Raw genomic sequence first — 13685 nt, forward strand, 5'->3', positions numbered from 1 at the left:
GATTAATATATTAATATAATTGAAATAATCTGCGATAATTTGCGTTAATCTGTGTTTTGACTCTCTTATATAGTGTCTATACTATTCCTCATAACACAATAAGTTCTGCAATTGGTTGATGATGTTTTGTTTCCATTCTTGCAGGAAATCTGCAAAAGCGGCTTCATCTTCCAAGAATAAAGATACTATCAGGTTCTTGGCAAGAAATGGATAGCTCAATAGGCTGTAGACAGTCAGAAATACAATATGTATCGGAACCTTTTTAAGTTTACCGTCTTCCATTGCTGTCAGTATACTGTCTTTCACTTGGGATAAAGCATCTCCGAACTGAAGTTCTTTTGCAGTGGCAAGCAAGTGGTTTACATCACGCTGTATTTCCCCACAAATGAATCTGGGAAGACAGGGATTACTTGTGAAAAGCTCAATATACTCATCCAGAATCATGCTCAGTCGCTCCATAAATGGGATATCCTGTTTTACTATATCCTGTATTTTCGGCATTAAAGACATGACTATCGAGCCGAATACGGCTTTGAACATCTTATCTTTGGTTCTGAAATAATAATGTAAAGTGGGTCGGTTGATTCCTACCGTTGCAGCAATATCACTCATGCTGGTCTCCACAAATCCTTTTTCTATAAAAAGCTGTTGGGCAGTTTTTATTATTTGCTGCTCTAAATCGCTATGTTCCGTTGTAGCCATAATTTAGTTGTTTATGTTGTCAATAAAAAGTAATAATCTGTTTGTTATGTTCACATCGCTGACGCTACTGTCAAAGTCTAAAGATAGTATATTCATTTGAGGGCACAGCGATTTTATACGTTTTTCTATTCCTTTTTCTACAATGTGATTGGCAATGCACCCGAAAGGTTGCAAGCTAATGACATGATTGACTCCTTGGGAAGCAAAGGATAGTATTTCACCGGATATCAGCCAACCCTCTCCAAACTGGGTGCCCAGGGAGATGACTTGTTTAGCTTTTTCTGCCTTTTCAAAGATTGATTCGAACGGCGTGAAGTAATTGAAACTTTTGCCGATTTCATTCACTTTATTAATCTGTTTCTGGACTTTCTTGTATAACCAGTCGATAACAAAGTCGGGAGTGAGTTTTCGCTGCAAGTGTTGGTTCTGTCTTACTTTCAGGTTGACAAATCCCTGCATGAAGAAATCACTTATCAGTGGCGGAATCACTTCGATCTTCTGGTTGATGAGCCATGAGGTGACGTCCTTTTGAGCAAAAGGATTGAACTTCAGGAATATTTCTCCAACAATACCTACTTTGTGACAGGATCTCTGTTCACAGATTTTGTTGAAGTCTCTGGCAGCGAGATATAAGTAACTCAACAAGTCCTCCGGTTTATTTTTCTGGATGATGGGCTGTGCTGTATCCAGATAAAGATCGCGCAGACGGGCGGCCTGTCCCCGTTCTTTCTCACGAACGACGGCTGCATAATAGAATTTAGCGATACAATCACTGTATAACACAGACGCAAGTATGATTGGCAAAACCTTGAGCCAGTTTACCTTAAAACCGGATTGTTCATTTTCGATACCACTGCCGAAAGCAAGTGATACCACCGGTGTATTGGTGTACCCATTCTCAATCAATGCCTTTTTTATCAGTGAAATATAGTTGCTGGCACGACATTGCCCACCGGTTTGTGTGATGGCAACGCACGTATTGGCAGGATCATAACGTCCGCTTTTAAAGGCTTTTACTATGTCGCCGACAATCAATGTTGCCGGATAACATACCTCATTATTGGAGTATTTCAATCCCCAGTCGCAAGATGCGGTGTCGCTCAACGGTAAAGTCTCCATTTCATATCCGGCCACTTTCATGATGGATGGAATGAGTGGTGAAATGAAAGGCGTAAAGAATGGAGCGAGGATTTTCTTCTTTTTGTCTTTCTTGGTGAAAGGAGCAGTTGAAACAAATGGCTCGGGATCTTTCGCTTGAGAATGTTTCAAACTGAAAGTCAAGCTTTCCACCAACGAGCGGACTCGTAATTTGATGGAGCCGATATTATTAACATCGTCTATCTTGAGCAAAGTAAGATTCTTGCCGTATCGTTTCAGCAAGTTACGCACCTCATCTATAAGAAAAGCATCCGGACCGCAGCCAAAAGAAGTCATCTGCATATATTGTATGTCACCCTCTTGCATTGCCGCCCACTTGGTTGCTTTCAGAATACGGTTGGTAAATGCCCATTGAGAGAGGTAATGAGTTTTTTCCAATGAAATCTCCTGCTGACGGACAATATCATCAGTTATCACATAAACTCCCATCGCAGCAATCATGTCCGAAACTTTGTGCTGTATCAGTGGATCGCTATGGTAAGGGCGTCCGGCGAGTAAGATAATCAGTTTGTGTTTTTCCCGTCCCTCGTTCAGAACTTCCTGATTATAGGCAGCAATTTTTTCTTCGAAAGCATATTGTTCCTGTAATGCGCGTGAGAAGGCATTTTTGCATACCTCATCCCTGATACCCAAAGATTTCAGATATTCATTGCATTGTTTATACAGCAACGCTTCATCTTTGAAGGTGATAGTCGGAGCATCTATCGGTATATTCTCTTCCTGTACACTTTTGATGACTTCCGAATAACCGGAAACGATGGGGCAATTATAGCTGTTTTGCTGTTGCTTATCCTTTTTTTCGAAAACGACGAACGGCATAAATATCCGGTTGACGTTTTGTTGCGTCAGGTTACGGATATGACTGTGCACAAGTTTGGCAGGGAAGCAGATGTTATCAGACATCACCATGCCGGCAGCAGTCTCGTATTTGCTGAATGTAGAAGGTTCCGACAACTGTACCTGAATGCCGCAAGCAGTAAATAAGGTATGCCAGAAAGGGTATTCCTCATACATGTTCAGAATACGTGGAATACCTATGGTAAATAGGGGTTGTGGAATGTCTGCGCTCCGGTCGAATAATAATTCCAGCTTTTTATCATACGTATTGATGCCTTTGTCCGCATGGTTTCCTTTATTGGAAAACACCTTCTCACATCGGTTGCCGGAGAAGTAATGGTTTTCACTGTTGAACGTATATCGCATGATGGCACACTGGTTCTCGCACCCTCGGCATTGAAGTTGCTTGGAAGTATATTGTGCCCATTGGAGCATCTCGTTCAGCTCCGTCACCCGGGCATTTTCGATTTGCTTGGCATATAGGGCACAGCCAAGAGCACCCATCAATTCAGGACAGTTACTGCGGTAGGTTTGTTTCCCGGTCAGCTTTTCCAGACTTCGTACGATGGAATCATTACGCATGGTTCCTCCCTGCACGACAATATGGTCGCCAAGTATCTCCGTGTCTTTTAATTGCAGAACCTTATACAGGCAGTTTTTAACAACGGAATAAGATAATCCGGCAGCTATATCCGCTACGGACGCTCCTTCCCGAAGCACCTGTTTTACTTTGGAGTTCATGAAGACTGTGCAACGCGTACCCAGATCACATGGTGCTTGCGAAAAACAAGCTGCTTTGGCAAAGTCCTCCACACTGTAATCCAGCGATTGCGCAAATGTGCTGATAAAAGAACCGCAACCGGAGGAACAGGCTTCATTGATTTCGATTCTGTTGATTACTCCGTCGTTCACAAAGATGGCTTTCATATCCTGCCCTCCAATATCCAGGATAAAAGAAACTTCTTTGCTGATATGTTTGGCAGCAGCATAATGAGCGATGGTTTCAATGATTCCCGCATCCATGTGGAAAGCCGCTTTTATCAGATCTTCTCCGTAACCGGTAGAACATCCTCCTTTTATGCGCAGGGTAGTTCCCCGTCTCCGGCATTCTTCATGTAGTTTCTGCAAGCCGTTCTCTACTGTTTTTATAGGGTTTCCGTTGTTGTCGTGATAATAGGAGTAAAGGATACGATAATCGTTGTCGAGTACTACGATTTTGGTGGTAGTAGAGCCGGAGTCTATGCCGATGGTTGCTTCCTGCAATCCGGGACGCAGACTGGCATATTGAATTTTATACTGGTCTTTTTCCTTTTTCCATGACCTATATTCTTCCTCACTGTCGAATATAGGAGAAAGCTCACTCTGGAAAGGCGAGGTAACACTTAGTTTGTTTTCTATTACCTGTATCAGGTTGGAGAGATGAATACTTTCTTCATTGCTCTCTGTTAATGCTGCTCCCCAGGCAGGGATCAGATTTCCTTTTTCCGGTAATATGAAATCTGTATCTTGTGACAGATTCAGATAGTTGGCAAATGCTTTCCGAAGGGCCGGAATAAAAGTCAATGGGCCACCGCAGAGTAATACCGGAGCTACGATATTGCAACCGCGTGCAAGTGTGACAGTGGTCTGTACGGCTACTGCATGGAAAATGGAAGCTGCTATATTTTCTTTGGATATATTTTTGGCTATCAGATTCTGTATGTCCGTTTTGCAGAATACTCCGCAGCGTGAAGCGATAGAGTATACCTGATTGGAACGAAGTGCCAGTTCATTCAATTCGTCGATGGAGACTCCAAGCAGAATAGCCATCTGGTCAATGAAAGCCCCGGTTCCGCCGGCGCAATTTCCATTCATGCGCAGGTCTGTAGCCTGTCCGTCCTGAAAGAAAACAACTTTCGCATCTTCTCCTCCAATATCGATCATAGTGGCTGTGTGCGGATGCTCCCGGCGCACATAGTTTGTTGCAGCTACAACCTCTTGCACAAACGGCAGAGAGCATTTCTCTGAAATTCCCATTCCAACAGAGCCCGTAATATGGAAAGATAAAGGAATATCACCCAACTGTTCCTTTATTTGATAAAGAAATCCGAGTAAACATTCTTGTATTTTTGCCTGATGCCTTTTGTATCCGGAAAACAAGACTGTAGTTCCATCTTTGTCCAATACTACCATCTTAGCGGTAGTAGAGCCTATATCTAACCCCACTTTATATGCATTCATATACCAAATATCTTAAATTAGACCTTGTGTTTGACACATGTGTCAGACGCAAATGTATGTAAAAATATGGTAGATATAGCAAATTGTAATTGAAGTTTTTGATTTAATTAACGAATTGGAAAAATAGAGAGATGAAATGTGAGGGAGGAAAACGATTGTGTAAATAAAGAAGTAAATGAAAAATTGTATGTTTATATTACTTGTAAGGTTGTAGCAGATCTTTTTATGGTGAATCCTAGAAATCTTGTTTACTCTATTTTTGACAAAAGGAAACGTGGTTTTTAATAAACCCGGATGCTGTTTATAATAAACTTTTTGATAGTTTTAGTAAAACGGTATTCGAGTTTATTATAAACTATTGTAGAACAGTTTTAGAATCAGATGAGAGATTTTAAGCTGAGTTATAAACAAAATGGGGCAATAATCATTCGACTATTGCCCCATATCGTATAGGAGTGGTATTGTAAAATACCAGGTTATTTATGATTTATGTATGATTATTTCTTACTATTTTCATGCTGTTTATACTTTTTCTTCTCTCAAAGATACAACATAAAAAGTCCTTTGTCAAGAGTCTGAAGATAAAAGTATCTTATCGGTTTTAAAAACAGAGTTCGCATGCCATTTAGCTTGTGGGGGTACCAATCTCTGCAGATAAACTTATAAATTCATCCTCAACGATTGTAGGGTTTATAAATTCTAATGTTGGTCTGGATAAAATGAATTTATAATCGTCAGAAATACTTTCAGGCAAAAGGTGTATGAATTCATAAGAAAGCATCTCGTCGTCAATTTCAAATATTGCTTTCTTTTCTGTATCCGAGAGAGGTTCGCTAATAAAATGATTCCAAATCATATTTTGCAGGTGATCTTCGAATTTAAGATATTCAGTAAGTTTGGCTTTTATCGGACGTGTCACATCTGACATGTAAGCTTCGCTGCTGTCATGCAACAAACATCCCAACTGTATACGGTTGGAAAGCCCTCGTGTTTTAGCTTCTTTGCAGCACGCGATAGAATGTTGGGCAACAGAATAAAAGAAACGGGTATGACCGTTTGCACGACAGATCAAAGACAAGGCATGAGCGATGTCTTTCACATCAATTTTTTCAGGAACAGGGTGGGTGGGGTCGAAATGCTTCCCCGTAAAAGTTGTAATGTAACTCATAACTATAGTATTTTTTTTAATTGACTGTTATAAGTAACTATTTACGGTAGTTTGTAGAAACGCTTGTCCAATTACAAGTATATATAACATGGGTACAAAGATATAATAATTAGTTGGTATAATTCTATTTTTTATATCTCTCTTCTGCCTGATGCAAATATCATTTTGCCGGATGATGAGATAAAAAGACTCTGTGAAGAATCATATAATTTGATATGCGTAAAAAAATAACTCTAAATTTAGTATTTAAAATTATCTCACTATTCTAAAAGAAAGATTAGATAGTTACCTATTTCTTCGCCAATATTTCACTGTCTATTGTTTTCCTATTTTATACGGTAACGATATATTTTTCTACCAAATTTCTCCAAAATCGCCTTCTACTTTTGCTGAAAAAATAAAATAAAATTATGAATCGGTTATTATTGTTATTTTCAGTTGGCGTCATCAGCCTGTATTCGTATGGGCAGGAGGAAGATGGCAGGTCTCTACACTTTTACATAGAAACTGCCAAAGAGAATAGCCCGTTGATAACGGATTATCGGAATCAAACGGAAATAGAGCAAGCGGAACTTGAACGGCTGAAAGCCATGTACACACATTCCCATCTGGAACTGAATGGTGATTATTTGTTTGTACCTATTATTTCAAAGGATGATGGACGAACTGTCTTCCAATGGAATGCGCGGTCGGCTACAGATTATTATGGTTATGATTTAGGAGAAAGTAGTGGCTCTTTCCATACCGGAGTGACGTGGACACAGCCCCTTTTGGGAAAAAGCACATATAAGGTAGCACAGGAGCAGGAAAAAATTAATACGGATATAGTGAATAACCGCATCCGTATGGAAGAACATCAGCTGGAGCGTTCCGTAACGGAACAATACCTGCTTTGCCTGCTCGACAGGGCACAGATGGATTTTACAGATTCAATCGGGGATGTGATTGATTGTCGGATGAATATCGTACAAAAAATGGTTGAAAGTGGTTTATCCAAACAATCGGATCTGAAATTGCTTATGATCGAACAGGAGGCGAATGCAGAATTGCATGTCGCTTCCTGCCAGTCTTATCATGCCCATCTGATAGACTTAAATCTACTTTGTGGTATCGATGATACGACTGATGTGGCATTGTCGGATATAAATTTACCTGTCCGGTTACAGAGGAACGACGAACAAAGTCTTTTCACCGAGCAATACCGATTAGACAGCCTGAATACATTGGTATCCTTGCGTTCTTTCAACCTGCAATACAAACCCAGGCTCGACCTGTTCGTAAACGGAGGTATCCAAGTCGGTGACTTTGCCGGATGGTATCGGCATTTCGGGTGGAGTGCCGGTCTGACATTTTCGTGGACAATCTTCGACGGTCGGCAGAAACGCTGGAAAGAGCGTCAGATACGGTTGCAGCAGAGCAGTATCCGGGCTTATAAAGATAATTCTGAATATCAGAGGAGTATGAGAATCCGGCAGTGCCTCTCGGAATTGAGTAAATACGATAAAAGAGAAAGGATATTGGAAAGTCAGCTGATGCAATATGAGACCGTCTTGTCCGATTATGGCAAAGAGATGAATGTCGGACAGGTATCTGTATTGGACTATATCACGGTACTACGGAACAGGATTCAGACAGAGAAAGATCGTTTGTTGCTAAAGACAAACCGGCAACTTGTCATAGCTGCCTATAATTATTGGAATTGGTAATTTAAAATCATCACAATCATGAAATATTTTATTGTTTTATTATCACTTATATTGAGTCTTAACGGATGCGGACAACGGGAAGCGTCAAACGGAAATGCACAGGAAAAGAAGCCCCGGACGGCAGTCACGCTGACTCACGTGGCTTTCGGCAGAATAGAGAAGGAAATTTTCCTGTCCGCAACAACGGTATATCAAAATAAATCGGTCGTCAGTGCACCGATTCCGGCATTCATCACAGAGGTTCTCGTACAACCTGGTACAAGAGTGAACACTGGGCAGGTTCTCTACCGGATCGAGAGTAAGGAACAACATGCTTTGGGTGACGGTAATCGTGTGGCTATTCCCATAAAAGCGGAATGTAGCGGCATCGTTCTTGATGTGCAACAGCAGGCCGGAAGTTATGTAACTGAAGGCACAATACTTTGTTCCGTTGCCGAGACTAAAAGCCTTGTCTTTGAGGTGAATGTTCCCTATGAACAACAACGGTATGTACACAGTGGGAGTAAATGTACTTTGGAATTGCCTGACGGAACACGCCTGGATGCAACCGTTCATGTTCCATTGGTAACGATGAATACAGCTTCACAATCGGAACGGGTAATCGCACGGGCAACTACCCATTTCCTGCCCGAAGGAATGAATGTCAAGGCCATATTTATAGCAAATGGTTTATCATCAGAGAAGAGTATGATACTTCCCAAAAGTGCCGTGCAGAGTGATGAGACACTTTCCGAATACTGGGTCATGAAATTGCTCGATGACAGTACGGCGATCAGAGTGCCTGTAGAAGTTGGCAACAGTAATACTTCGGAAATTGAGATCAAATCGACTACTTTATCGATGCAAGATCGCATTATCCTCACTGGTGGCTACGGTTTGGAAGAAGGGGCGAAGGTTATTATCACGAAATAGGAGGTTGCATTATGAACACGATACAGAAAAGAAGTCTCCATCACTTATATAGTCGCCCTATTCTGTTCATAGGGCTGCTTTTACTGCTTGCCGGAGCGTGGTGTTACACGCAGATGCAGACCAATCTGTTTCCGGAGGTATTGTTCCCCCGTATTACGGTGATAGCCGATGCCGGACAGCAACCTGTTGACCGCATGATGATTACTGTCACCAAGCCGTTGGAGAGTGCAGTGAAGAAAGTGCAGGGCACGACGGTGGTTAAAAGCAGTACTAGTCGGGGTAGTTGCGTGATAGATGTTTATTTTAACTGGGGACTGGATATTTATGCTTTGAAAACCCAATTGGAGAGCCGTATCAATGAGATTAAGAATTTTCTACCCGACGGCACGGTCATCTCAACCGAAGCGATGAACCAGTCTTTGTTTCCGGTCTATGGCTTCACGTTGGAGAGTAAGACACACAGCCGGATAGCCCTGCGTGATGTGGGAAACTTGGTAGTTCGTCCGATGTTCTCGCAAGTGGACGGCATTAGTAATGTCGTGGTACGAGGTGGTAAGGCGAAGGAGTTTGTTGTAAAACCCGATGCCTCGAAGATGACAGCTCTTGGTATCACTCCGGCACAGATAAAGACGGCTTTTGCGCAAACGAACTTTGTGTTGGGTAACGGTAATGTGGCTGACTATAACCGTTTGTATCTGACTTTGACTGATACGCGTATCAACGATATGGAAGAACTGCGGAATGTAATTATACGTAATGACGGCATTCGCACGGTCCGACTGTCGGATATTGCCCAAGTGGAGATTCAGGAACAACAGGAATTCTTGAAGATAAATGCCGATGGAAAAGATGCTGTACTCGTTGATTTGGTGAAACAACCGGGCGTGAATCTGATCGATTTTGCAAAACACGTGGAAAGCAAGGCGAACGAGATAAGAAAGCAACTGCCGGAGGGGTATGAACTCAAGCCTTATTATAATCAGAGTGCTTTTGTGGGTGACAGTATTCATAGTGTATTGAAAACTATCTATGAGGGGTTGTTTCTTGCCATTATCGTCATGGTGCTGTTCCTTCGCTCGTGGCGGTCGAGCCTGGTAGTTATGCTGACTATTCCCGTCACGGTTGCTTTCAGTATCCTGCTCTGCTATCTGGCGGGCATTACTATTAATATTATGTCACTCGGTGCAATGGCAGCTTCGGTGGGGCTGATTATCGATGACGCCATTGTTGTTATTGAACAGATTTATCGGGAACATGAAGAGCGGCCCGGCACAGACCGTTTCACGGTAGTGCGCCATGCCATCCGTAACCTTTTCCCGGCTATGATAGCTTCCTCTCTTTCAACGATTGTTATTCACTTTCCATTCCGGTTGATGAGCGGACTGGCAGGAAGTTTTTTCAAAGAACTCTCCGACACAATGCAACTTACGCTCGTTGCATCGTTCCTCGTAACATGGTTACTGTTGCCCGTGTTGCATCTTGTTATAGGGTATAAGAAGCAGTTGCGTCCGAAGGATCTGGATGCAAAGATGCTCGAAGAAAACTCCATCAGGAAAGTTCATTTCCTGACTGTCGTTTACCGCAAACCGTTGATTGCCGCCGGATTTGTCCTGTTTTTAGGAATGGGAGGCTGGTATGCTTCTTCCCGGCTTTCTTCAGGTTTTCTGCCTGATCTGGATGAAGGAACGATTGTACTCGATTACCATTCACCTGCCGGAACGGACATAGAAGAGACTGACCGCTTGTGTCGGCAGATGGAGCGTATTATTATGGCTCATCCCGATGTACAGACCTACTCGCGACGTACGGCCCTCGGTATGTCGTTTAAAACACGCCCCAGTAATTTCGGTGACTACCTGATTCAACTGAAAACAGACCGTAAAGCAAGTACTCCCGAAGTAATCAGTGATCTGCGTCGACAACTATCTGCTGCTGTTCCATTGATGACCATCGATTTCGGTCAACGTATTTCCGATTTGCTGGGTGACTTGATGAGTACCCCCAAACCTATCGAAGTGAAGATTTTTGGTGATAATTATACAACTTTACAACGGTTGGCAGGCGATGCGGAGAAGGTTATGCAATCCGTTCCCGGTATTGTCGATATAGACAATGGCCTTGTGCCTGCCGGAGCTTCATTGGTCTTTACCCCCAATCAGGAGCTTCTCTCGCAATTCGGTATTTCACTGACTGATTTTCAGGAACAGCTTACGGCACATACGGGTGGTATTCCTCTTTGCCAGCCTGTGAACATGATAGAACCGAATCCTGCACAGGCCGCCATGACAGGCGGACTGCAAATAGGTTCCGTACAGGATGGCGAACAGATGCGTCGTATCTTGCTTCGTTTCACGGATTTTAAAGACAATTCTTTCGAAAGACTGGAGGGACAGCCCATATTCCTGCCCGATGGCAGCACCCGTCCGCTTAAATTCTTTTGCGATGTGCGTGTCATTCCGGGTGAAATAGAACAACGGCGTGAAGACTTGAAAAGCAACATCACTCTTACCGCCCGGCTTGAGAATAGGGATTTGGGTAGTACGGTAACTGACTTGCAAGCAGTTCTCGATACGCAACTTCACTTGCCATCAGGTTACAGCATCTCATACGGCGGAGCTTACTCCGAACAACAACAGTCATTCCACGAACTGATGATGATTTTATCGCTTGCCGTATTGTTGGTATTTGCTGTTCTGATGTTTCTTTTCCGTGAATGGCGCATATCGCTCGTCGTATTGTTTATCTCCGTACTGGGTATCTGTGGTTGCTTACTGGCTTTGTGGCTGACGGGTGTACCGCTTAACGTAAGCAGTTATACCGGCATTATCATGGTGGTGGGTATTATTGCGGAGAATGCTATCTTCACCGTTTGGCAATACAAGATGAACCGCCATTCGGGAGGAGATGTTTTTGAAGCCGTGGATTATGCCATAGCTCTGCGTATTCGTCCCAAACTGATGACGGCTATCGGTGCCGTACTAGCCCTCATGCCTCTGGCTCTCGGTATTGGACTTGGTGCACAAATGCAGCAACCGTTGGCTGTGGCTGTTATAGGCGGATTTACTGTCGGGCTGCCCTTGCTTCTGCTGGTATTGCCGAGTATGATATTGTTAATTTATAAAAAGAGAGAACGAACCGATAATAAATAATTAAATTTGTAATAACAAAGAGTGATATTGTTAATGAAATTCAGAAGCTATGAAGATATTGATTATAGAAGATGAACGGAGCCTTTCGGATAGCATCGTTGCATATCTCAACAGTGAGAAGTATTTGTGCGAGCAAGCGTTCACGTATGAAGATGCCAAAATGAAGGTAAACATGTATGAGTATGATTGTGTTTTACTCGATCTGATGTTGCCGGGTGGAAATGGCCTCGACATTTTGCGTGATATTCGTAAACAGCGTAATCCGGTAGGCGTGATAATCGTATCGGCAAAAGACTCGCTCGATGACAAGGTGAAAGGGTTGGAAATAGGTGCGGATGATTATCTTGCCAAGCCTTTCCATTTGCCTGAATTGAGTATGCGTATTTATGCTATCATTCGTCGAAAAGAGTTCTCGGCAAATAATATATTGGAGAGTAACGGAATCCGGATTGATTTATTGAATAAGTCGGCTATGGTGAACGACACGCCGGTGGAGCTTACTAAATCGGAATATGATCTGTTGCTGTTTTTTATTGGCAATAAAGATCGTGTCATATCAAAGAGCGCAATGGCCGAACATCTTAGTGGGGAGATGGCGGATATGATGGATAATCACGATTTTGTTTATACACATATAAAGAACCTGAAAGCGAAACTTGCTGCTGCGGGGTGTAAGGATTGCATTAAGAATGTGTATGGAACAGGATACAAATGGACAGAGTTATGAAAAAGAAGAGTCTGATGTATAAATCGCTCACACAGTTTATCATCTGTGTGGTCTTGCTTCTCCTGTTGGCAACCCCCTTGTTTTATTGGCTGACTAAAAGTTTCTATGCCGAGGACATGATAGATATTATCGAAGCCGTACAGCAAGGGAAACCGGTTCCTGCCCTTGATCTGGAAGAAGATATTCTGCACGGTATCATGATACAGTTTGCACTTATCGTCACTGTGTTGGGGGCGGCTATCGTACTGATGATGCGCTTCATCTCCAAACGGTTGTGGCAGCCGTTTGACAAGGCATTGGAAGCGATAGAGTGTTTTAAACTGGAAAATGGGGTGTGCCCGCAATTGGCGGAAAGCGATATTAAAGAGTTTACGAGACTGAATGTGGCGTTGGAGAGGCTGATGACGGACAGTCTCCACAGCTACCAACTGCAAAAGGAGTTTACCGAAAATGCCTCGCATGAGTTGCAAACTCCATTGGCGGTATTCCAGAGCAAGCTTGACTTGTTGCTCCAACAACCGGAGATTACCGAACGGCAGGCCTCCATTATACAGGATTTATACCAGATGAACAGTCGTCTGTCGCGCCTGAATCGTAACTTGTTATTGTTGGCAAAAATGGAAAATAACCAGTTCAGTCGGACAGAATCTATCAACGTTGTAGCGGTGATAAAAGAACTTCTGCCTTATCTCGAAAGTCTCTCCGAAGGACTGGTCTTAAAAAAGGATTTTTTGGTAAATTCTTTGTCTATAAAAGCCAATCGTCCATTATTGGAAAGTATGATAAATAATCTTATCGTAAATGCCGTGCGACACAATAAATCTGATGGGGAAATCACTGTAGCCTTGTCAGACAAACAGTTAATGGTGTCGAATACATCCGATGAGGAAGCATTGGATAAGGAATTGATATTCAATCGTTTCTACCGCCCGTCGGAGAAGGTGAAAGGTAACGGGCTCGGTCTTGCTATCGTAAAAGCCGTATGTGATTATCATGGCTGGAAAATTTCATATACCTATTCCGATGGAAAACATGAATTTACAGTCATATTTTTGTAAATCTTCAAACTTTCCACAAAGTTGCCTGTTATCTTTGCTATCCTAATT

8 protein-coding genes and 1 riboswitch are annotated in these 13685 nt (G+C 42.6%); of the genes, 5 read left to right on the forward strand and 3 right to left on the reverse strand.

Translation table 11 applies throughout. From position 1 onward, the window contains the following. Positions 1-81: 81 nt before the first annotated feature. The 3 genes from DXB58_RS03690 to DXB58_RS03700 all read right to left on the reverse strand — a co-directional run bounded on the left by DXB58_RS03690 (position 82) and on the right by DXB58_RS03700 (position 6085). Complete coding sequence (locus tag DXB58_RS03690; protein ID WP_004304037.1) at positions 82-702, reverse strand: TetR/AcrR family transcriptional regulator; 621 nt, start codon at positions 700-702, stop codon at positions 82-84. Between the two features lie 3 nt (positions 703-705). After that, positions 706-4917, reverse strand: a complete 4212-nt coding sequence (locus DXB58_RS03695) for an acyl-CoA dehydratase activase (RefSeq protein ID WP_122135942.1) — start codon at positions 4915-4917, stop codon at positions 706-708. 625 nt (positions 4918-5542) lie between these two features. Then, positions 5543-6085: a phosphohydrolase gene (locus DXB58_RS03700; RefSeq protein WP_122135943.1), complete on the reverse strand. Its 543-nt coding sequence runs from the start codon at positions 6083-6085 to the stop codon at positions 5543-5545. Positions 6086-6095: 10 nt separating this feature from the next. Next, positions 6096-6192, reverse strand: a riboswitch (purine riboswitch). 303 nt (positions 6193-6495) lie between these two features. On the opposite strand from DXB58_RS03700, the gene DXB58_RS03705 reads away from it, so the two are divergent. The 5 genes from DXB58_RS03705 to DXB58_RS03725 are packed head-to-tail and all read left to right on the forward strand — an operon-like array spanning position 6496 to position 13637. Then, on the forward strand, positions 6496-7791 hold the full coding sequence (locus DXB58_RS03705) for a TolC family protein (protein WP_122135944.1): 1296 nt from the start codon (positions 6496-6498) through the stop codon (positions 7789-7791). Between the two features lie 18 nt (positions 7792-7809). Further along, positions 7810-8703: an efflux RND transporter periplasmic adaptor subunit gene (locus DXB58_RS03710; protein WP_122135945.1), complete on the forward strand. Its 894-nt coding sequence runs from the start codon at positions 7810-7812 to the stop codon at positions 8701-8703. An 11-nt stretch (positions 8704-8714) separates the two neighbouring features. After that, on the forward strand, positions 8715-11852 hold the full coding sequence (locus DXB58_RS03715) for an efflux RND transporter permease subunit (RefSeq protein WP_122135946.1): 3138 nt from the start codon (positions 8715-8717) through the stop codon (positions 11850-11852). A gap of 49 nt (positions 11853-11901) precedes the next feature. Continuing rightward, the gene (locus DXB58_RS03720; protein WP_122135947.1) at positions 11902-12579 is read left to right on the forward strand and encodes a response regulator transcription factor; all 678 of its coding nucleotides are present in this window, start codon (positions 11902-11904) and stop codon (positions 12577-12579) included. After that, complete coding sequence (locus DXB58_RS03725; protein WP_122135948.1) at positions 12576-13637, forward strand: cell wall metabolism sensor histidine kinase WalK; 1062 nt, start codon at positions 12576-12578, stop codon at positions 13635-13637. The genes DXB58_RS03720 and DXB58_RS03725 overlap by 4 nt, the downstream gene beginning before the upstream one ends. Positions 13638-13685 lie beyond the last annotated feature (48 nt).

The sequence above is a fragment of the Bacteroides sp. OM05-10AA genome, assembly GCF_003439055.1.
In the GTDB taxonomy this organism is placed as follows: Bacteria; Bacteroidota; Bacteroidia; order Bacteroidales; family Bacteroidaceae; genus Bacteroides; species Bacteroides intestinigallinarum.